The organism is Terriglobia bacterium (assembly GCA_020072565.1).
GTDB lineage: Bacteria > Acidobacteriota > UBA6911 > UBA6911 > UBA6911 > JAFNAG01.
Map to the genome: position 1 here is coordinate 109,147 of JAIQGI010000010.1, position 22,801 is coordinate 131,947.

Here is a 22,801-nt window from a genome sequence, read left to right on the forward strand (position 1 = left end):
CGTTTACCCATCGACTCGGGTTGTGTGACTTAAGCGGTAAGACATGGGAGCGTCGCCAGCTTGCCCTCGTCATCGAAAGAATCCTGCGCCACCTCAAGCTCTGGCATCCACCCGAGCGTCTGCCGCCGCCCCGGGTTTCCACAACGCTGGGAACGGATGCCGATTTTCTTGCCTGGGAGGCCGCCGGCCGGCTCTTTGATGCCCTCGACTGAAGCGCGCCATTCAAATCAGTACGTGGCCAGTCGCCCTCCCCTGCCGGACCGCCTTCGCGTCTTTGACCGCATTTGCCAATCGGTCGCCTTCGCTCACCCGTAAGGGACCCTGCTGAGTTCAAATGAAGCAGAACGGCGCGCCGACCGAAACCGAACGGGCGGCGCCGGTCAGCGTTTTTCCGCGTTTAAAACTGCATTTTGGTTGCACATTCATGAACAATCCGGGCTAGGGGACAGCCGCCATAACCTCGAAATTGGGGCGCGGGAACTCATGACGGTACGGCCGACCGGAGATGATGGTTCGAGCAATTCGCTGCATCATTGAGAGTGCTTCGCCAAGCTGCCGCCTCGGTGATGGAATTTCGAGGTTTTGGCGGCTGTCCCTGAATTCCCTGCTGACCTCATTGCCTGACTGTTGTCGGCCCGCTTGCGAAGTGAACCAGTTAATCGCTCTGCGGTTTTGATTTTTCATCATTATTCTGCGATGGAAATGTGACCCTCGGACGGCCTCCCGGCATCTAAAACCATTGACGTTAGAATTTCTGTCATTTTGGTCCGGCGGCTGATCATTCTTCGTCACGACCACAGCTTTTGTCTTTCCTGTCCGCCGATTCCTGGGCTGGAGGCGAATGTGGGGTGGCGATTCCTGATCCAGCAGCCGAGTGAGGGCAAGACCCCGGCCAAACGATTGAACCAGAATTCCCTTTCTGAGAAACAGATCAGGGACGCTGGTCGGAAGATCATACATGCCGTTGCCGAAACGTTCGCCAGCCGACCAGATCCGGGAGAATCATCACGACACTGGACTACATCGCCACCGGAACCAGGGCCGGGCAGATGGCGGCCGACCGGGCGCCCGACGGTCCACCATGCTCGGTGATGCCCGATGCCGCAGTCAATGACATGGTGGGAGCAAGACACGGCATGTTTGTGACAAACGTAGCGGAAGCAGTGCGAACAGAGAACGCCACCCATTTCGGATAATGAATCGGAGGAATGTGAGATGCCTGCCTTCAAGAGGATTGCATCCAAACGCAGTAATGAATCTCCTGGCAGCAACAGCTCTTCTGACCAACGCGCACCGGCATCGGGCTGCCGCTGGGTGCTGTGGGCGCTGTTGCTGTGGATCTTCCTTCCCGCCGTCCCGGCTTTGGCCCAGAATCCAGCGGATCTCAATGATTTCGCCGCATGGCAATTCATCCCCCGGACCTATCGTCCGCCTCTGGCTCAGACGGGCATTGGTTTCTATTTCAGAACCAGCGCCTTGCGAGCGATTGGCGATCAGGCAAGGAGTCGCAGCCTGGACGTGGATCAGAAGCTTCAGTTAATGAACGCCATCAGGTTTTCCTCAAGCAACGAATGGAGTACCCTTATTGACCAGACATGGGGTCCGGGTCTGCCCACGGATCAAAAACTCCAGATTTTTGATCAGTTCTGGCAGACCATCGATGAAAAGTTTGCCTGCTTTCACCATCTCTCAGTGGATTGGCATGCTCTGCGAGACAGATACCGCCCGGAGATCGCTGCCGGAGTCAGCCGAGGCCGTTTCGCTGCCATCATGAATCAGCTCTCTATCAGCCTTCAGGAATCCCATACCAGGGTCTCCGATCTGCTGGTAAATTATCAGACACAGCTGCCTCCCGGCACGCCCCTATTCTACATTGGCGGCTGGGGAAGTGACTCACACTTCGGCGCCGGGCTGACTCCTCTCAGTGACAAATCATTGCTGGTCTATAACACGGCCAGTAACCAATCGTTGGGGCTGAAACCTGGAGACATCGTTCTTGGCTATGACGGCATCCGCTGGGGTGATCTCTATCCAGCGTTGCTGGCAGCGGAGTTGCCGGTGACCGGGTCCTGGTGGGGGAGCAGCCCTTCCGCCTTTGAACATTCATTGCTGATGAGTGCCGGAGATAACTGGCACCTGTTCGATACCATCGATATCCGGAAAAAGGATACCGGTGAAATCGTGCATCTGCCGACCAGTATGCTGGCAGGCCAAACCATGAACGTCTTTGCCACGGAGCAGCTGCCCGTCCCGGGAGTTCCCATGCTGACGGCAAACGATGTCAGCATTGGAAAATATGTGAGCTGGGGATACATCCAAAATACTAATGTCGGCTATATCTATGTCATGGGTTGGTCCGGAAATACCGTTGCCAATGATTTATACGCGGCAGTGCAGACGATTGTTAACAATCCCGGGACTGAAGGTTTGATCATTGATTTTCGGACGAATTACGGGGGGAACATGTTCCTGATCGATCCAACGCTGCCGCTTTTGTTTAAGGATCGCATCAGCACCATTGGTTGGGCGCAGCGGGCCAACAGCACTGATCATTATGCCATGGCCGAAAATTGGGCTACCGAACCTAGATACGACATTATCGGAAATCCGGACAACACATTTGACAAGCCAATCGCCGTGCTCGTGGGGCCTGGCGCCGTCAGCTCCGGAGACCAGAATGCGCTGCGGATGGCATTCCATCCGAGAGCCAAGTTATTTGGTCGCTCCACTGCTGCCGCCTTTAATTCTCCAGTCACAGTATCGACTCTCGCGGGCTGGTACATGCGCAATGCCCCGAGCGATGCTTATCTGGTCTCTCGTAAAGGGCAGTATCTGACCCATGAAGAGTTAAAGGTGGACTTTCCGGTCTGGCTGGCACCCCACGACGTTGCTGAAGGGCGGGATACAGTGGCGTCCGCGGCATTGTCATGGATCAACTACCAGAACACCGGATACGGCAATTGCGACCAGACCCGCTGGATCACGCATGTCACTCCCGTGGGCTCCGGGTTCACTACCCGATTCCTGATTAATAATCTAGCCGCTGATCCTGCAGTCGTGGAGATCCGACCGTATGACGAGAACGGCAATGCGCTCCTCAATCAGACGGTAGTGGTCCAGGGGAAGGGCTTGCAGGAGTTCTCAGCGGCTGAATTGTTTCCCGACCTGGCTGTCAGCCATTTCAGTATCTGCGGGCCGGACAGTAGTAGAGTGACCGCGACCTACAAGGTGGAAACCGGTGAAGGCCCCTCCGCACAGGTAAATGAAAACAGGGAATCGGGAACTGAGTACCTTGTTTATCCTGAAGAATGGAGCAAGATCGTGGACGGCGTTGCGATCATCAATCCAAATTCAGAATCCGTAAAGATCACGGCCTCGCTTCTGACTCCGGAAGGAGTGGAAACACAGACAGTCACTCTTGCAGAGGATCTGAACCCTTACGCCAAGTATATCTCTCTGGTGGAAAATTTTTATCCGGAATACGGTGGTCGCATGCTTAAATTCACGGCTTCCCGCGCGGTCAATCTGCTCATGCTGCGCCTGAACCAGGATGCCACCATCCTCTACCCGGTGAATGTGTTGAAGGAAAAATGAGACACGGGTAGTAGCAGGAACTCTCTTTCGGCCGAGAACACGCGCCCATCTCTTTGACGATAGCCGCCCAGTGGGCTGGAGCTTGCTTCAAGGGATTGAATCGAGTTGACATCTTGTCGTATCCGGCATCAAGCACACCATGATGCCTGACTGCGGATCACCCCTTGGGTAAACGAATGTCACAATGGCGCTTCAGAAGCTCCAGATAGCGCGCGCCAAGAATCGCAGGGTAGTGGTCAAAAAGAAGAAACAGCCAGGAAGCCGTCACAGTTTCGGCGGGGGCGGAGCCGTGAACTGTGAGAGATCGGACAGACCAAGGCTGCCTTCGATATCACTGATCTGCCTGACAGCATCCTCAAAGCCGTCCGCGCCGAACTGCCGATGCTCGATCTCTTCGAATTTGTCGCCGAATTCATCCAACTGCTGCGCCGTGAGCGTCTGCTTCCATGCCGGAAAGACAATCGTGTCCTCGCGCGCTGCGTGATTGCGGTACATCAGCACGAAGGAATCGAGTGCCTGCGCGCACACGTCCGCCTTGCCCTTGTCCAGTTTCGCTCCCTGGGTGACCGCAATGATGTAATCCGTGATCTCGCGCCCGCGCTGATGTTGAGCAATCAAAATGTCGGTGTACGCCGCCGCCGGTCCGCCCGCTTTTTTTACCGCGGGAAAAATGTAAGCCTCTTCGAGCATCCTCTCGTGGTATTCCTCGCCAAAGGCGCGAAACAGCCTGGCCGTCTTTTGAAGAGCTTCCGGCGGGACTCCGGAGAGATTCCTTCGTAATCTCGGCGCCACGGCCGTATACACGAGCAGCGCCCGGCGCAACACGCCGTGTTCCCGCATTAAATCTTCGGTGGCAGTAACCTCGCCACCTTTTTCTGCCCCAGCCGCCTTGGGCGGATTCGTCTCACCACCGGATTCCGTTCTGGTGCCGCTTCCACAACCAATCAGGATCAGACCGGCTCCGATCCCGGTTGACACTCTGAGGAACTCCCGACGGCTATCGTTTGTCCACATCACGCCACCTCCCATTTCATGTGGTGACAGGCATCGAAACGCAACTGCAAATTTACCGCTGTTCCCAATAAGATCAATCGACCCCTGCGGGGCCGCCGCTGCGCGCGATGTCTTCTTCCCTGACCTTGTCGATGTTCAAGCGTCCGGCGGCAGCCTCCATTTTCGACAGCACTTCATCGAAATCGAACGACTGGGCCTTGGAGAAGCGGATCGGGTTAATTCGTGCGATTACAAACACCTTCAGGTAAGGGCTCGTGAAGCCCCGGGCCTGCAGTTTTTTCACAATTGCCGTAACCTGATCGTCGAGAGCCAGGAGCGCAGCCGCCCTCTCCTCCCGCTTTCGGATCGCATGCCCGAGTGGCTTGTCGGAAAACTCCTCGATGCGTTTCAGAACCGGCAGGTATGCGCTGCCGCTGAATCGCGGGCGTTTCTCGTAACAAGGCCCGAGCGTCAGGAAAGCGGGTTCCTCGAACTCGAACGCGTAATCGGATTCTCTAACCGACTTGCCGGCAAGAGCCCGGGCCATTCGAATCGTCTCAAGTGACTTCTCCTTCAGGTTGTGCGCCTTCTCCGTGTTGAGGGCGAGGATCTTGAATGCCACCTCCATTTCAGGAACCAGGAGCGCAGTGATGGAGCGCGCACCAAGCTTGCGGAGGGCTTGAAGCCGATGATTCCCGTTGGGTGTCCAGTAACCGCCGCCACGCTGCGGGATCGCAATGACCGGATCGAGGAATCGCCCGATCTTTTCGATGACGTCCATCAATCGCTTGATGTGTGTCTCCGACGCGTCGCGCTGATAGGGCGTCGGTTCAATCTTGTTGATGGGGAGGGCAGCCAGGAGCACGGGCTTCCCCCCGAATGGTTCCGAGTATGCTCCCAGAACTGCACCTCCGTCGGCTTCGACGGTGTGCCGGATTTCTTCCAGTCCGGCGTCGGATACCGTCCGGGTTTGAGGTGCGGTCAAGCCAATGCTCAGAGGAGCGGTTTTTTTTCTTCGTGTTTTCTTGGTTGCGGCCATCTCAATCCGGTAATTTGGTTAATTCGATGACATGTCGTCACCGGCCATTTTGGGTTCATGGGGATTGATCGGTCGATACCGATGTTCCCCGCGCCGCCGTTCAATTCAATTATTACATGATACTCCCTAACGGAAGATCCGGCGCAAGCGCTGAAGCAGAGATCGCGGGAGAGCTCGGCCAGGGCCCTTGCCGACGTCGCAGCCTTGATTTCCCCGGCGATCGTGCGGGCCATACGGGATCGAAGCTGAAGGACATCCGCAGATCACACGAAAGTATCCGCGTCCAATTTTGTTGCTTTTCACGAGCGTGCGGTTCTGCTTCATGAATAATTCAGGTCAGGGCTGAGCTTTTCATAAGGCAGTAAAAGAGCAACACAACAGGGACCACGTTCGCGTACATATTAGAAGGGCTCAGTGGGAGAACGGAGCCGATGCAACAGACTCCTGCTGAACACCGTTTGCGACATTTTGTCCGCTCTCGTGCCGGTTGGTCTGGCAGGGCGGTGCGGGCAAAGTGGCTCCCGCCCCTGCAAAGAAGGGGGAGGACGGCGGTGCTGCGCTGGTGACGGCGACGGAAGTCGTCCAGAAGGATGTCTTTGTCGGCATCCAACTTGTGGGTAAGGCGGTGGCCACACGCCTCGGAGGTCGAAGCTTACGCAAGGAGCATTTATGAAGATCTTTCACACCCCTCTCCGGTGGGGCAGGTTTCTAAAGTGGATTGGTGTTTTGCTGACCCTTTCTTTCTCGACGATGCTTTCATGGGGACCGTCATGGGGAGCATTTGCGCAGGATCAGAAGCAAGTCGAGCCAACCCAGGTTCCAGCCTCGCTGATGAGCCCCATCGAGCGTGCGGAAAAGGACGGGACCGCGCTGCACATCTCGCTGAAGGAACTGACAAAGCTGGCACTTCAAAACAATCTGGATATCGCGATTTCAGACACCAACGAGGCCATGTACCAGCAGAAGGTGATCCAAAACTACGGGTTTTACGATCCCACCATTACCCTGACTCTCCAGGATGGAAGGAGTAAGTCGGCAAACACGAACATTACCAACCGATCGGCAACTGGCTTCAATCAGAGAGATAATGCCCTCTGGAATTTCTCGATGGTAAAGAATCTCCCGACCGGGGGCGGCATAACAGCAACTTTCAATTCCAGCCGGAGCGACACCAACCAGCTGGCGACGCTGTTCACCCCCCAATTCCAATCGAGTGCCTCGGTGCAATTCACGCAGCCGCTGCGGCGAAATTTCCGCACCGACCAGACGCGGGGCACCATCAAGCTCGCCAATCTTGACCTGAAGACCAACGACAGCAAATTCAAGCAGAGTGTCACAACCACGATCGCATCGATTCAAAACCTTTACTGGGACCTGGTTTATGCGATCCGTAATTACAACATCCTGCGCGAGTCGATGGAGTTAGCTAAAATTACCGTGGCACAAAACAAGGCGAAAGTCGAGATTGGCACCCTGGCATCCATCACGGTCACCGAAGCGCTGGCGACTCAGGCCACGCGGGAAATCAACCTGATCCAGGCCAAGGCGACCATTCAAAGCACTGAAAACTCCTTGAGAAACATGATCTCCAATGACCGCAATGCCGACATCTGGCACCAGACCATCGTCCCCGCCGATTCACCGGATTTCAACGCGTATACTGTTGAACTCGATGAGGCCATCGAGACAGCCCTGAAAAATCGGCCTGAACTGGAGCAATACGATCTTCAGTTGCAGCAGAACGACATCACGTATCAGATCCAAAAGAACATGAAGAAATGGCAGTTTGACTTAGTTGGCAGTTTCGGGGCCAACGGCACGGCGGGACCTCAGTCCTATTCCTCATCAGGTGTGCCGACGATCCCGGTGCAGTTCGTTGGTGGCCTTCCCACCGCGTACCAGACGATCTTCACGGAAGGCCTCACTACTTGGACCGTGGGCTTCAACATCCAGATACCGATCAAAAACAGGTCCGTTGATGCGCAGTTGGCGCAAACCCAAATCTCGAAGCAGCAATTGCTCATGAATCGGACCAAGACCGAGCAAAACGTCATCGTGCAGGTCCGCAACGCGGTCGAGGACCTTGAAACCTGCCGACAGCGCGTGGAAACCGCCCAGGTTTCGCGCAAGCTTGCCGAGGAAGAGCTCAAGGGCGAAACCCAGCGCTTCGAGGCCGGCATGAGCCAGAACTTCCTGCTCCTCCAGCGCCAGGCAGATCTCTCAGCAGCGCAAGGCGAGGAAGTGCAAGCTCTGATTACCTACAAGAAAGCCGTTATCACCTTGCAGCAGAACATGTATAACCTGCTCGAGGCCAACGACTTCGAGATTGCCAAGAGTCCAGGCAAGGGCGTGGCTGCCTTTGAGTGAGCAACAGCGCCTGAGGGCCCTGAGGAGGCCGGAGATCTCTAAAACTGCTCCCGACACAGGCGCACGCCGGCAACAGTGCTCCGGGTATCCGGCGAAAACAAGTAATGGTTGATACGCTGGTTAGCCTGCCTACAAGTTGGGCAAAGATACGGAAGCCGTGAAGCAGATGCAGCTCTTGAGACCGCCGCCCCTATGTCCTGGTGACACGATTGGCATTTTCACGCCTTCGACGCCGGCGAACGTCATCTTTCGCGAGAAGTACCTTTACGGTCTGGAGGTGCTCCGGCGACTCGGGTTCCGTGTCGTCGAGGGGGAGGTCACGAGCTGGCGCAGCAGCGAAGGCTATCGTTCAGGCTCGCCGCAACAGCGGGCTCGGGAGTTCATTCTGTACTTCCCTGCCCTCGAAGGCAACATCCTCCTCATCGAAGAGCTGAGGTGGTGTCACTCCCTGGAAGAGCGAGCACTACGGCAACTCGAACGCATCGGAGTGTTCGACGTAATCACGGGACTGATCGTGGGCAAGCCGGAATTCCTGGATCCGGAGGGCGCTCCGTTCAGCTACGAGGATCTCATCTTGGAGATCGTCGGAGCCGGACGGCCCTATCCGATCGTCACGAACTTCGACTGTGGGCACACCCATCCAATGCTGACGATCGCCGAGATGGCAGAGGTCACCCTCAGGGTGGGGGAAGGCTTCGACGCGTGCGTCATCGTCGAGGAGCCGATGGTAGCGGTGGCTCAAGACTGAGTGCATGGAGGAGGACCGATGTTTCCTGCCGGAACGCGCTTGGACGAGACCGCACGAATACCCGTGCTGGAAGCGTTGCGGACAGTGAACGCAGCCCTGCTGGATCTTCTGCGCGGATTCACGGCTGAGGACTGGAGCAAACCGACAGTTCATCGGGACCGCAACGTCAAGGATCTTACCGCCCACCTGCTGCACGGCAGCCTCCGCAGCGTCACTAACGGCCGCGATGGCTACAGGACCACGACGCCGCTGATCCGTGGCACGGAAGATCTCATCGCATTCATCCAGCAGGAAAATCGCGAGTTCATGACTGGGATGCGGCGTATCAGCCCGCAGATTTTGGTTGAGCTGATCGCGATGTATGATCCTCAAATGCTGGCACTCTTCGAGAACGCGGTTCCAGACGATCTCGGAACCGGCGTTGTCTGGGCCGGCGAGAGCCTCTCGCGCAGATGGTTCCACATTGCACGCGAATACACTGAAAAGTGGCACCATCAGCAGCAGCTCCGAGATGCCACCGTCCGGCCACCGCTCTACGAGCCGGCCCTCATGGTTCCCGTGCTCGAGACGTTCGCGCGTGGCCTGCCCTTCGCGTACCGTACGTACGACCGGCCCGAGGGAACAGCCCTGGCCATCGCCACAACTGGTCCGGTCAGCTTGGGCTGGACGCTGCACCGCACTGGCGGGGCTTGGCTGCTCTGGAGCGGCACCGATTCGGCTGCTGAAACCTCCATCTCGATTCCTTCCGAGATCGCGTGGCGCGTGTGGACCAAGAGCATGGGGAGTAACGAAGCCCGTGCCCACACGGAGTTCGTTGGCGATCGAGACGCGGTAAACCCACTCGTCACGTTTGTTGCCATTATGGCTTGAATCACGCTGCGGCCCAGGCGTGGACCTCGATCGGAAACGCGGCTTGTCCGTCCTTCCGCGGCTGCGGTAGGCAGAGCTGAGGGCAATCGCAATCCTGCCGTGCTCTTACTGCACCGTTATCACCAGGGCGATAGCAAGGCTGACGGGATAGCGCAAAGGCGCTTCTTGAATGTCAGCGAATTATCGGCGGGCCTTTTTTGCAGGCAGTTGCCGCCTTGAAAAGGTCCACTGTAGAAACTGGAATAGGACTTCGGCGACAACTTCTGCGGGGCGGATCTTATCATGATGTCACCTTGTCGAATCAGACTCGTCAATAATACGAAAGTTCCATGAGCTTGCCGGACAATCGACTTTTTTTTCCAGCACCAGCGGTCGATAAGTGGCGTTCACGTACCAGTGGATTTTCGATCCTTGCCGACGTCCTGATCCGACGTTCGCCTAAGTTTTACCTTCCTTGCCAATGTACGAGTACGCCGTCCGCGTGACTGGTTTTTTGTCAACTTCCCAGATTGCCGTTTGATTATGGTTCGCGTGCAAAGACGTGAGAGCCCGATAACGCCGCAAGTACTCCGGATTCAGCTTCCTTAAACCACAACGCCCGTTTATAATGGCGGCATCTTCAGGTACCTCAGATTGCAGCGCACGAAGGGCCGGTGGAGGAATTCTCCATGATCGGCAAGACCCTCGGTCACTATAAGGTTGTTGAGAAGATCGGCCAGGGAGGTATGGGAGAAGTATTCCTAGCGGAGGACACATCTCTGCACCGGAAGGTTGCCCTGAAGTTCCTTCCCCCAGCGATGCAGCAAGACCCCGCGGCCCACAAGCGGTTCATTCGTGAAGCCCGTTCGGCGGCGGCGCTCGACCATCCCTACATTTGCCACATCAACGAAGTCGGCGAATCTGACGGCCAGTACTTCATCGCCATGGAGTACGTCGACGGCCGGTCGCTCAAAGACAGGCTGGACCAAGCCCCACTGCCGCTCGGGGAGGCGCTGCCAATAGCCATCGAGGTGGCCGAGGCGCTCGAGGCGGCGCACACGAAAGGGATCATCCACCGGGACATCAAGCCCGCCAACATCATGCTGACGCAGACAGGCCATGCTAAGGTGATGGACTTCGGCCTGGCGAAGCAAATGATTCCGGCCGATGGGATCGCCAGCCAGGAAGAGACGGCCACCGCTCTCACCTCGGAAGGAAGCACCGTCGGAACGCTGGCTTACATGTCGCCGGAGCAGTTGCGCAGCCAGGCCGCCGACGCCCGCAGCGACATATGGGCGTTGGGCGTAACGTTATATGAGCTAGTGGCGGGTGAGCGGCCATTCCAGGGCCAGAGCGGGTTCGAGCTGCCATCGGCGATCTTAAACCAGGCGCCGCGGCCGCTCCCCTCCCACGTGCCAGCGGCATTGGCGGCGGTGATCGAGCGCTGCCTCGAGAAGGAACCAGGAAAGCGCTATCAGCAGGCGGGCGAACTGCGGGCTGCCCTCGAAGCGGTCCGTGCGGGGACGGTGGCCCCCTGGGAGGCGTGGCGCTACCGGTTGGGACGTCATCCCTGGACGGTGCTGGCGGCGGCACTGGTGGCCATCATGGCTGTCCTGGTGGGTTTGGACGTGGGCGGCCTGCGCGCGCGGTTGACCACCGGAGGCCAGGCGCGCGCGGTCAAGCTGGCCGTGCTGCCGTTCGTGAACCAGTCCGGCGATCCGGAGCAGGAGTCCTTCTCCGATGGCTTCACCCAGGAGTTGATCACCCAGCTCGGAGGCCTCCATCCGGCAGGCCTGAGCGTCATCGCCCAGTACTCGGTGATGCTCTACAAGAAGACCGAAACGCGCATCGACCAGATCGGCCGCGAGCTGGGGGTGGACTTCGTCTTGCAGGGAAGCACCCGGCGCGAGGCGAACCGCGTCCGCATCAGCGCCGAGCTGATCCATGTGGGCGACCAGACACAGATCTGGGCCCACACATACGAGCACGAGGTCCCGGGCATCCAGATGGTCCAGAACGAATTGGCGCGGAGCGTGGCCGAGGCGCTGTCGCTTAGGCTGCTGACCGCGGAGAAAGACCGCCTGGCCTCCACCCGGACAGTCAGTCCCGAGGCCTACGATGCCTATCTCAAGGGCACCTCCCTCTTGAAGACAATGAAGTCGGCGGACATAGAGGCGGCCCAGCGCAACTTCGAGCTGGCTCTGATCAAAGACCCCACCTATGCTCCAGCCCACCAGGGGTTGGCGGCGGTCTGGATGGTCCGCCAGCAGACGGATTTGACACCGCCGGGTGAAGCTGGGCCCAAGGCCAAAGAGGAAGCCCTGAAGGCCCTTGCTCTGGATGGCAATTCCGCGGTGGCGCACAGGGCGCTGGCTTCGGTCAGGTCGTGGTCAGACTGGGACTGGGCCGGCGCCGAGCCGGAGTGGAAGCGCGCCCTGGAGCTCAACCCCAGCGATGCGAACGCGCACGCGTTCTATGCCCACTTCCTGGCGGTACGAGGGCGCGCGGACGAGGCTCTCCCGCACAGCCAGCTGGCGCTCAAGCTGGACCCGTCCAATGCGCTGTACCATGGCATGTACGCGATAGTCCTGGATTACCTTCGGCGCTACGACGATGCACTCGCCGCGGCCCGCAAGGCGCTCTCCCTTCAGCCTGATTTGGGGATCGCCATCGATATGTTTCAGCGTTACTACCTCAACAAGGGGATGCGCAAAGAGCAACTGGCCGAGCAGAGACTGAGGGTCGCCCGCGACCCCGAACGACGCGCGGCTTTCGAACGGGGCCTCGGCGAAGGCGGGTACGAAGGCGCGCAGCGGGCCATCGCCGACGTTTATGCGGCACGGTATGAAAAGGGCCAATATAAAGATCCTATGGGCGTCGCCTTCCGGTATCTCGACGGCGGTGATAAGGACCGTGCGATGGAGTTTCTCAACAAAGCCTACGCAGCTCACGATCCCTCGTTGGCTTACGTCGGCAGACCTCACTGGGACCGCCTGCGCGGCGACCCGCGCTTTGAGGCCTTGCTTCGCCGCATTGGCCTCCCGTCAAAGTAACATGATCCCGAGACAGCAGCCGGGGATCTGAAGCACTGGTCACATGACAGGCAAGCCGGAAACCGAGAGCCTCACTCGCGCAAGTTCCATTCAAATCGGTTTCAGTTTACCACATTGTCACGAAGTCCCGTTGAACGAAGCCGCAGATTCATCCTTTTAGGCCACGGGGGCGTATAGGCGGCCACACGGAAACTATGATTTTCGCGGTTCTCGGCCCCGACTTGTCTCCGATCTGTTTAGTAATAATGTCGTCCGGTCAATGTACGCGCTGCCGGGTTCGTCCGTGAGGCAAAAGTTGCTGACAAATAGGCAATCCCCACTTCTGGGCAGCGGTATCACAATCGCGGAACATTCTCATTTCTTTTTTGAGGGTATGTAGTCTCCATCCAAAGTAAACGCTTGAACCATATCTTCCTGAGAAAATACGGCGGCAGTTTTCGCCTCAAGCTCTTTTGCCCGCTTCATAACTTCATTGCTTCTGGGAAGACGATATGAATCTGCAGTAATAGATTTGATGCTCTCTTCAAGAACCGATATCTGCTCTGAAGAAAGGCGATTCCGATTTGTTTCAAGCCATCGTCTCACGTGCGTTCTCATTATTTCAGCCTTGTTTTCAGGGGAGATTTCGTTGAACACTTTACGCCTTTCCTGAATATCCAATTTGCCAAAAGTGTCGTAATCAACCATCTGAGCCTGTTCAGGTGGAATAATATATGCCGCACATTTGGGAATCGGATTTCCTGCTACCAAAATGAAAAGAAAAAACAAATTTGCACCATGACGCATACTTGCCTCCTAAAAGATCAGCGCAACGCTGACTGCCTGAAGATACAATTGGACCGATATCAAATGCGTATCTTGGCCGCTTGGGATCATAATTTCCCTCGTGATCCAGCATTCCATGATACCGCTGCTTGTCCTTGATCTCACTCATATTTGCGCGAGCGATCGGCATTCAGTTGTCGTTTAGTGGGGTATACGGAAACCACTATGCGCTCCAGAAAAGGTGTTCGAGGAGATCAGGAAGGCAGCGAGGCGTCGCTGGGGCGAGATCTCCTATAACGGGACCACACGCCTGTGTCTGCGAATGCGCTGGATATCGAAGCTTCCCCGTACGGGACTTCGCGGGAGTGAGGGCCGTAGTTTCCAGTTACTTGGCCAAGTGAACGCCGACTGTTCGATCCCTCCGTCACGACAGCGCCGAATTTTCGGCTTTATCAATGCCATCGCTTCAGGCCGCTTCTTATCATGCTGTCGAAGCCAGACATTTATTCCTGGGGCTGTTTCCGAGCGCTGATGGCAGCGGCGCAATTTGATCAAATGCCTGGAGGTGCTGAGGTAATTCTTTTGTTTAATGGAGCCATTTAGGTGTAAGGTCGGAGAAGGCGATTGCTTAAACTATGGTGCCTGCCGATGCAGGGATGGCAGGTGTGATTACCGGTCTCAAGATGGGGGGCGGCGGGAGGACTCACCCGGCACTTACTATCCAGTCAAGTGGGCGAGGCTCGCTTTGTATCTGGCTAAGCCGCGAATTGGATTACGCATAACCAGGGGATTATTAACGAAATTGCCGTCTTGATGATCCAATCTCGATGAGATATGCAGACGCCAACTGGCGACATATCCAGTTATCGAGACCCGCATGATCTAAGTTCGGCAGCTGATGCGCCGCCGTTGGGCGTGTCAAAGGAGGACGCTGGAATGGCCATCCGTATCGTGAGGCTGGGAAGCGCCCGAAGCCAGGGCGAAGGGCTGCGCATCGGAACAGTCCGCCGCCCGCCACGCGGCGTACCCAAGTCTGAGTTCGCCTCGCAGAACTGGTATGACGTTTGGTTTCCAATCTTGGCGCCAAGCGTCGAAACACTAAAGTTGGGGCAGACGGCCACCACCCCCGCACACTGGGCCGCCTTCGCCAAGAAATACCGGGCCGAAATGTCGGCCCCGGAAGCCCGCCACACCCTCGCGCTCCTCGCCGCGCTGTCCCATCACAGCAGTTTCTCAGTCGGATGCTACTGCGAGAACGAATCGCACTGCCATCGCTCGGTGCTGCGGATGCTCCTGGCCGAGCATGGAGCCAAGCTTGAGTAAGCAATGTGTGTTCATCCCGGGCTACAATCATCTGCCCGGCGGTTGGATAATGCCCGCTGCCCAGATGTCGCCGCGCGATTCCTCCCAGGTAAAGTAGATGTACCGCCCATCCGTCGCCAGGCCGAGGGCTCCAAGCACGCCACGCCTGCCGGCCAACGCCGTGACTGGCCGCTCCTGCCGGTTGCCCATGGACAGGGTCCAGACATTGTTTGCTCGATCTCCAACCCCAATGAAGTAGATCTGCTTCCCATCGAGTGACCATCGGGGCAGAGATCCCACTCCTTTCGTCAACCGCTCCGCTTGCCCACCGGAAGCAGAGACACGCCACAGCCCACGGGTGCCATCGCGAATCGAATCAAACACCACCCATTTGCCATCGGGCGACCAGTCGGCATGGAGGTCCCCGGCGTTGCTCGTCAGGCGCCGCTCCTTGCCCCCTTGGGCCGGCACAACAGAGAGACCATTCCCCTCCTTGACAATCTCCAGCCCATTGGGTGACCAGGCCGGGTAAAGGCTCTCCGATTCGCCGTGGGTCACTTGCCGCGCTGGCCCGCCCCCGATTGGCATGATCCAGACCTCTCGATGCCCTGTCCGGGAGGAGTAGAACACCACTTCGCTGCCGTCGGGCTTCCACCGCGGACCTGCGTCTACCGCCCGATCCGTGGTGAGCTGTTGCAGATCTCCTCCACTTGCGGACAATGTCCACAGATCCCAGTTCCCCGCCCGGTCTGAGCTGACGATGAGCCGCCCATCGCGTGCTACATCGATGGACTCGAACTCTGACTCGTCAAAAGTAAGTTGGGCGGTGTCCGTCCAAGTTGCTGGACGGTCAGTCAGGATGGGAGCGCGAAAGACGTTGCGGGCGGTACGTCCCTTTGTGTATGCCAGCCTCTTCCCATCCGCGCAAAACACGGCATGGATCATCTCGATTCCGGCGGTAACTCGCTGTGGTTCACCTTCAGGCAGGCCGGCGCGACCCAGCGTATATCTCCACAGGTCGGGTGTACCGCCGCGATCCGCGACGAAATACAGCGTGCGAGAGTCCGGCGACCAGGTCGGGTTCCAATCCTTCTTTGTGCCGTCGGTCAGTTGGAAGCTCTCCCCGTCAGAGGTGCGCGTCAACCAGAGTTCCCGCGTTGCAGCAATGGGGCTTATCCCCCGCCCATATGCGAGCCAGCGGCCATCCGGCGACCAACTAATGTCCACAATCGCATTACTGCGGGGCCTCCCTGGGAGCGGCAACTTTCTCGAGGCACCACTGGCCAGCGTCAGGATCTCAAGCCACGGCCCGACACGCTGGCCCAGCGCGTACGCCAGCTGTGTACTGTCGGGGGACCACTGTGCCGGAGTTGGATACGGATCGCCCGGCGACCAGGAGGCGACCTTGCGCGCTCTCCCTCCAACCCCCGGCATGACAAAATAACCCCCTCCCTCCCTGAATGAAAAGAACGCGATCCATTGGCCATCCGGCGACCAAGTCGGAAACATATCATCGGCGGTGCTGTCGGCGGTCCGGTTGACCGCCTGGCTGCTTCCCACCTGGGTTACCCAGATGTCCCAGTTGCCGGTCTGATCCGATTGATACGCGAGAGTGCGGCCGTCCGGGGACCAGCTCGGGTAATCCTCGACTCCCATTGCGGCAGTCACTTTGACGGGGTTGGCCAGGCGAGGAACATCGGCCGCTGGCTGCCGTGTCCGGCCGGAAAACAAGATGGCCATAACCGCTGTGAGCGCGATAACCGCCGCAACCCCAACAGCCCACCAGGCCCACCTGCGTCCTCCTGGCTTGGCCGGCATCCTGGCGCGTGTTGACGATATCTGTTCGGCGCTTGCTGCCGCGCGACCGGAATCAGAATCGCGTTTGAGCCGCTCGAGATCGACGCGCATGTCGCCAGCACTCTGGTAGCGCAACTTGCGCTCCTTCTCCATGGCCTTGTTGATGATTCGTTCCAGATCATCCGGCAAGCCGGGATTGATCCTGACCGGAGCGGTCGGCGCCTTGGTGAGGATCTCCGTGAAGATGATTCCAGAAGTGGTGCCGTCGAAGGGGCGTCTCCCTGTGGCCATTTCATACAGAACAACACCCAGCGAGAACAGGTCCGTCCGCATATCTAGTTCTTCGCCGCGAACCTGTTCCGGCGACATGTACGCCACGGTCCCGACGGCGGTGCCGGGACTGGTCAGCATCTCCTCAGTGGCCGCCGTGGGGGCTGCCGATCCCTTGTGCCTTGGCTCGGCGGAGACCTTTGCCAGTCCGAAATCGAGAATCTTGGCGGTCCCACGTTCGGTTACGAAAACATTGGCAGGCTTGATGTCTCGATGAATGATGCCCTTGGCGTGCGCCGCATCGAGTCCGTCGCTGATCTGGATCGCCAGATCGAGAATGCGCTCCACATCGAACGGTTTCGCTTCGATCCGCTGCTTGAGCGTTTTGCCTTCCAGCAGCTCCATGGCAATGAAGTGCTGGCCCTCGTGCTGGTTGATTTCGTAGATCGTGCAGATGTTCGGATGATTCAGCGCTGAAGCAGCCTTGGCTTCCCGCTGAAATCGCTCCAGGGCATGCCGGTCTTCGGATACCACTTCGGGGAGAAACTTCAAGGCAACAAAGCGGCCCAAGGAGGTGTCCTCGGCCCTGTAGACGACACCCATCCCTCCGCCGCCCAGTTTCTCAATGATCCTGTAGTGCGATACGATCTTGCCGACCATGGAGAATCCCTCCACTGGCAATTCCCGCACTGCAATCAGAACGACCTGAATTTGCAGCGATTATAGTCGACTCGGGTCAGCCCTGGTTAGCCGAATCCGCAGCACTTGCGCGAATGCGTCGGCCACCGGAAACTGGCAAGCTCCCAAGATGTGGCGTTCGCGTCAATAAGGAGCCAAAACCTCCGCGACGCGGTAAACGGCCTACTCGGGCTGGGATGACACCTGAGGGGATATTGACACGAACAGGACTTTCAGCACTAAAACGTTGGCACGATCTAGTGTTGCAATGGGAGTCGGGCAGCTTCGCCATTTCGAGAAACATTCACAATCTTTGAATTTTTAAAAATAGAGACATAAAGATTCACTGCCTCCTCGGCCTGGGCGTCGAACCACAGGAATGGGGTGATTTTTTGCATAAAGTCCCTTAACGGAGCGAATCGTGGCATCCACGTTCTCGACCTGAATGGTGTTGACCATTGGTTGACGTGGAACCAGAGATTCCTACCGCTCAGCAAGTGGAAATCCTGCAGTCGTGGGATTGGCAGAGATCCGGTGCGCGGCAATGGTGATTGCCGCCAGCCCCGCAAGTGCCCAGGCCAACCTCGACGCGCCCCTGCCCACGGCTGCCCTCCATGGAACATTCCAGGCCGAGTATTCCCGCCATCAGCACAGGATTCAATCTCGCCAAACGCCGACCGCAGACTTCCGGCCAACGGCTGCCGGATTCCTATCGGCTTTACTCCTGCCGAAGTGCCTCAACGGGCTCAATATGCGTCGCACGCCTGGCGGGCAAGTACCCGGCGATCAGCCCGACGCATGCCAAAATGAGCGCGACTGCCGCAAATGTCAACGGGTCCGTCGCGCTGACATTGAACAACATCCCGGACATTAGCCTCGTCAGGAAGAGACTGCCGGCAAGGCCGATCGCCACGCCGATGATGACCAGTCCAAGGCTGTGCTGGATCACCATGCGCAGTATCCGCCCGCGGCTTGCGCCGAGCGCCATGCGAATGCCCAGCTCTCGAGTCCTCCGTACGACCGAGTATGAAATCACTCCATAAACCCCGGCCGCCGCGAGCAACATGGCTATACCCGCAAACGCAGCCAGAAGCCACGTCGACAATCGCCGCCGCGCCATAGAGTTCGACATCAGATCATCCATCGTACGGATCATGTACACCGGCTGGTCGGGATCGATAGCCAGAATCTGACGCTCCACCGCGCTCACCAGGGCATGCGGCTCGGTTGCGGTACGAATCACGATGCTCATGCTGGGCGACGGATTCTGCATCTCGGGCCAATAGAGCTGCACCCGGGACGGTGACTCGAGCGTGCGATAGCGAACGTGGCGCACAACCCCCACTACGGTCATCCAGCGTGCCGTCGATTGCGCGCCGCCCCGTTTGATCCGTTTCCCGATCGGATCCTCATTCGGCCAGAAAGTCCGTGCCATCGTCTCGTCTACTATGGCCACTGGAGCAGCATTTTCGGAATCCTGCTCATCAAAATAACGACCGCGCAGCAGTTCGATTCCCAGGGCCTGAAACAGCCCAGCCGTCACAGGCCTTCGGTCCGCTTCCGGCGTCCGGTTTTCCGCAGGGACGGTTTGTGTGTCGACCGTAACCGTTCCCGAGCTGTTCTGGCCGCTCAGCGGAAGCAATCCGATTGCACCTGCCGCTTCCACGCCCGGCAGCGCTGCAAGCCGACGGTTCAGCTCGCGATAAAACACGCGAACCTTGCCGGGGTCGCCGTACCTCGAATCGGGAAGCGCAATCCGCATGGTCAGCACATTGTGCGGCCGAAATCCCGGATCGACTGCCTGCAATCGCAGGAAACTGCGGATCAGAAGGCCGGCGCCCGCGAGCAGCGCAAGCGACATGGCCACCTCGGCCACGACAAGGGCGTCGCGCAACCGCCGCCGAGCCGTCCCCGACGTCACCGGACGCCCCGCTTCCTTAAGTGATTCGGGATTGAATTCTGCAGAGGAGCGGAGCGCCGGCCACAAACCAAACACCATGCCGGTGAGGACCGCAATGGCGGCCGTGAAGCCCAGCACGGGCCAGTTGAGCTCTGCCTGGGTGATCCGTGGCATAGAACTCTCTGCAACTCGAATGAGCGCCATCAATACCCATTTCGCCAGTGCCATCCCAACCAGCGCCCCGGCCATTGACAACACCAGGCTTTCGGTCAGCAATTGGCGGACGAGGCGAAAGCGGCTTGCTCCGAGCGCATTGCGGACTGCGAGTTCGCGTTCGCGACTCGATGCTCTTGCGAGCAGCAGGTTGGCCACATTGGAACATGCGATCAGAAGCACAAAAACAACCGACCCCATCAGGATCAACAGCGCCGGCCGGAGATCTCCGATGATGTCCTCCAGCAGAGGTGTCATGATCACCCGAAAACCAAAATTCTTGTATGGATAGTCGGGCACCCCCTCGATGATCCGCTGCGAAACTCCTTCCATGTCGGCCTGGGCAGCAGCGAATGAAATGTCGTCGCGGATCCGGGCAATCGCCAGCAGACCATGATTGCCCCGACGGGATGGCGCCAGATCATCCGCCGCGAATGCGAGCGGGGTCCATATCTCCGCTTCCTCAGGATAGCCGAAGCCCTTGGGCATGACCCCTATGATCTGAAAGCTCCCGCCGTTAATGTTGAGCGGCCGACCCGCAATATTCGGATCCGATCCGAAACGGCGTTGCCACAGGCCATAGCTGATGATGATCACGCCATTCCGTCCTACGGTCTCTTCTTCCGGCCGGAACGACCGTCCGACTAACGGTTGAACGCCCAGCAGCCGGAAGAAGCTCGCCGAGACGGCGGCGCCTTCGATTCGTTCCGGTTTTTCCGAAACTCTGATGTTGTAGCTGTTTCCGTCAATGGCAGCGATTTCAGAGAATGCTTTCGAAGTCGTTCGCAGATCCATAAATTCAGGGGCAGAAACCCAGTTCTGATCCTTCGGTATGCCAATACCCGTGAAACGCATCCATAGGATCACGAGCTTGTCCGGCTTTTCATAAGGGAGCGACTGCAACAGCACCGCGTGGATTACGCTGAACATCGCGGCGTTGGCACCGATTCCCAAGCTCAGTACCAGGATGGCAATTGAAGTAAAGGATGGGGATCGGCGCAGCATTCTTAGGGCGTAGCGAACATCATTGGCCATGGTAAAGGAGCCTCCAAGGAGGAATCCGGCATATCCATCTCCAGCGGTGAGATTCGTTTGCCGCTTTTGTCATGCAGGAATGATTCGGCATATCTACAGTATATGCCGTTTCATGAGAAAAGGTTCCCGCCGCGGGAGGATTTCAGCGGGATCTTCGTCGGTGAAGGGAAACCTGCTGTAGCGCGGAGCTGAGGAGGACGACCGACCCTATCCAATCCCGGCTGCGGGAGCGCCCGTGGCTCTGGCTGTCGGCAACCGGCAACTCGGCTGGTTGGACCTGTGGGGGAACGGAGCGCTCGCAAGCACCCAGTTGCACCGCTCACTCGGGGACACCTCACAACTCCTGGCCTGCCACTTGTCGGGGACACGGTCAGCCTGACGGAACCTTCAGGGCGCGCCCGGGAAACGGGCGTCCGGTCGAATTCTCTCCTTTATGACCTCGCTGAACTCGCAGACCTCCAATATCACCCACCCCGCACTCGCCATAGATGCGCCTGACAAGCTCGGGGACGGCATAAGATATCATCCCGTACTGAATGCACTCCCCATATCCCATCGGGAGATGCTTGAGGATCGTTGCGCGCACCGCCTTAATCGCCTGCACCACTCCGGCAGCAATTGCGCCAAATATTCTCTCACGGTATTCGCTTTGCCGGTCACCATGGAAATGTTGTTGCTCTCTCCTGGCGGCACTGGCGGCCATGCCTGTTCGCGCCCTGCGCTGGAGAAGTACTCATCGGATCCAGATGTCAAATCGCCCGGGTGCGTCCTGGACCCATGACGAACGGCGTTAAAGCCTCGCGGCGATAGAATGCGGCTTCAAGCCGGCAGAAATCTTTTCGGGCTGCTAGGTCTCCTTATAAAGCGAGGCACCCGCAAGTGCCGCGATCGGGGCTTCGAACAATCCCCAAATCATGCTGATCACAAACAGCTTGGCAGGAAACATTTCCATGACCATCCCGGAAAGCGACGGCCACGCATAGGCGAGAGTCCATACCACCAGCCCTGCACAGATGGCGGTCTTGGGCCCTGCTGAAAAGCGGGGACGGATGGCTGCGTACACCCAAGTCAGAAAGATTCCCAGAAACATGCATAACACGACCAGGATCGGGATCGCGCTCCCACTCATCACCGGCTTATTTAGCGCCTTCATTGCATCTGCCCAGTCTGTCTTTAGAATCTGCTCGTTGAGGATGAACTCACCGATATTGATAATCACTCCGGCAACCAGCCCTCCGAGCACTACACGTCCGTAGTTGATCTTCCCCATTGCCTTCTCCTCGCGGCAAATACGGAAAAACCGCCGCCATCGAATTGTAGAAAAACGCTCGATTCCGCCTGAAATTCCTATTAATCATTCTAGCATGCAACGGCATTGGTTGTCGCCTGACGAACGACCTGTTCTGCAGATGCCTGGACCTTCAGCTTCTCCCGGGCGAACCGGGGACAAACCGGGATATACATTCGTCCGTTCCTATCACTTGTTCATTTCGCGCTTCATCTCTTTAACCCGGATTATTCATGAATGTGCGACCAGGATGCAGTTTTGGACGCGGAAAAACGCCGACCGCCGCCGACCGTTCGGTCTCGGTCGGCGTGCAGGAGATCCTGCCTGCGTCAATCCGCGTCCAATTTTGTTGCTTTTCACGGGCGTACGGTTCTGCTTCATGAATAATTCAGGTTAACGGAGACATCTCGCAGATGCTGCGTGAAATACCAATGGAATCAGAGCCGCATGGATAGGATCGGTCCTGGGGCTGCTGCCGGCGCTTGCGGCCGTCCGCCCGATATCCAATTACGTCGTTGCGATTCCAGCCCTTGATCCCGTCTGCCTTGTCACGGTACCCGTGGCCCTCGGCGGAACCGTCCTGCTCGCCTGCTATCTCCCACTCCGGCGCGCAGCTCGTGTGGGCCCCCTGATAGCCTTGAGAGAACTGTGAGATTGGAAAACCAGGGAAATACGTCACCCGTTCGTCGGCAAACCTCAGTAAATCCCGGGACATCCCCGTACTCTATTCCAGTTTGTCCCCGGATCTCAATGCGGAACACAGCGGGGGCAGAGCCCAAGCCAATTTCCGTATAACGACCTCGTAGCCGGCAAAGACAGCAGCACAGGGAAATTATTCACAAAAATGTTCTGATCCTTTGGGATACTTTTGGCATCTCTTTGACACGACAGGCTTATAATGTTTTTGGAT

General features: G+C 57.8%; 14 protein-coding genes. 7 read left to right on the forward strand and 7 right to left on the reverse strand.

Annotation, left to right across the window (positions count from 1 at the left end):
* The first annotated feature begins 20 nt into the window (after window positions 1–20).
* Together LAP85_08320 and LAP85_08325 are read left to right on the forward strand one after the other, a co-directional pair.
* On the forward strand, window positions 21–212 hold the full coding sequence (locus LAP85_08320; protein MBZ5496393.1) for a hypothetical protein: 192 nt from the start codon (window positions 21–23) through the stop codon (window positions 210–212).
* Between the two features lie 1,003 nt (window positions 213–1,215).
* On the forward strand, window positions 1,216–3,594 hold the full coding sequence (locus LAP85_08325; protein MBZ5496394.1) for a hypothetical protein: 2,379 nt from the start codon (window positions 1,216–1,218) through the stop codon (window positions 3,592–3,594).
* A 264-nt stretch (window positions 3,595–3,858) separates the two neighbouring features.
* Here LAP85_08325 and LAP85_08330 read toward each other — a convergent pair whose 3' ends face one another.
* Entirely contained in the window at window positions 3,859–4,608 is a 750-nt protein-coding gene (locus tag LAP85_08330) for a hemerythrin domain-containing protein (protein ID MBZ5496395.1), read from the reverse strand.
* A 73-nt stretch (window positions 4,609–4,681) separates the two neighbouring features.
* A complete protein-coding gene (locus LAP85_08335; protein MBZ5496396.1) occupies window positions 4,682–5,626 on the reverse strand; it encodes a ParB/RepB/Spo0J family partition protein in 945 nt (314 codons plus the stop codon).
* A 669-nt stretch (window positions 5,627–6,295) separates the two neighbouring features.
* Between LAP85_08335 and LAP85_08340 the strand changes: the two genes are divergently transcribed.
* The 4 genes from LAP85_08340 to LAP85_08355 all read left to right on the forward strand — a co-directional run bounded on the left by LAP85_08340 (window position 6,296) and on the right by LAP85_08355 (window position 12,643).
* Window positions 6,296–7,993 (forward strand): TolC family protein, encoded by a 1,698-nt coding sequence (locus LAP85_08340; GenBank protein MBZ5496397.1) that lies wholly within the window; start codon window positions 6,296–6,298, stop codon window positions 7,991–7,993.
* Window positions 7,994–8,150: 157 nt separating this feature from the next.
* Window positions 8,151–8,741, forward strand: coding sequence for a hypothetical protein (locus tag LAP85_08345; protein ID MBZ5496398.1), 591 nt, complete (start codon window positions 8,151–8,153; stop codon window positions 8,739–8,741).
* A gap of 18 nt (window positions 8,742–8,759) precedes the next feature.
* A complete protein-coding gene (locus LAP85_08350) occupies window positions 8,760–9,611 on the forward strand; it encodes a maleylpyruvate isomerase N-terminal domain-containing protein (protein ID MBZ5496399.1) in 852 nt (283 codons plus the stop codon).
* 668 nt (window positions 9,612–10,279) lie between these two features.
* Window positions 10,280–12,643, forward strand: coding sequence for a protein kinase (locus LAP85_08355; GenBank protein ID MBZ5496400.1), 2,364 nt, complete (start codon window positions 10,280–10,282; stop codon window positions 12,641–12,643).
* Window positions 12,644–12,997: 354 nt separating this feature from the next.
* Here the strand turns inward: LAP85_08355 and LAP85_08360 are convergent, their stop codons facing one another.
* Window positions 12,998–13,429, reverse strand: coding sequence for a bacteriocin fulvocin C-related protein (locus tag LAP85_08360; GenBank protein MBZ5496401.1), 432 nt, complete (start codon window positions 13,427–13,429; stop codon window positions 12,998–13,000).
* 915 nt (window positions 13,430–14,344) lie between these two features.
* Here LAP85_08360 and LAP85_08365 point away from each other — a divergent pair.
* Window positions 14,345–14,731, forward strand: coding sequence for a DUF488 family protein (locus LAP85_08365; protein MBZ5496402.1), 387 nt, complete (start codon window positions 14,345–14,347; stop codon window positions 14,729–14,731).
* A gap of 27 nt (window positions 14,732–14,758) precedes the next feature.
* Here LAP85_08365 and LAP85_08370 read toward each other — a convergent pair whose 3' ends face one another.
* From LAP85_08370 to LAP85_08385, 4 genes are all read right to left on the reverse strand, one after another.
* Window positions 14,759–17,437: a protein kinase gene (locus tag LAP85_08370; GenBank protein MBZ5496403.1), complete on the reverse strand. Its 2,679-nt coding sequence runs from the start codon at window positions 17,435–17,437 to the stop codon at window positions 14,759–14,761.
* 275 nt (window positions 17,438–17,712) lie between these two features.
* Complete coding sequence (locus tag LAP85_08375; GenBank protein ID MBZ5496404.1) at window positions 17,713–17,853, reverse strand: VOC family protein; 141 nt, start codon at window positions 17,851–17,853, stop codon at window positions 17,713–17,715.
* A 320-nt stretch (window positions 17,854–18,173) separates the two neighbouring features.
* Window positions 18,174–20,603, reverse strand: coding sequence for an ABC transporter permease (locus tag LAP85_08380; protein MBZ5496405.1), 2,430 nt, complete (start codon window positions 20,601–20,603; stop codon window positions 18,174–18,176).
* Between the two features lie 847 nt (window positions 20,604–21,450).
* Entirely contained in the window at window positions 21,451–21,873 is a 423-nt protein-coding gene (locus LAP85_08385; GenBank protein ID MBZ5496406.1) for a hypothetical protein, read from the reverse strand.
* Between the last annotated feature and the right edge of the window lie 928 nt (window positions 21,874–22,801).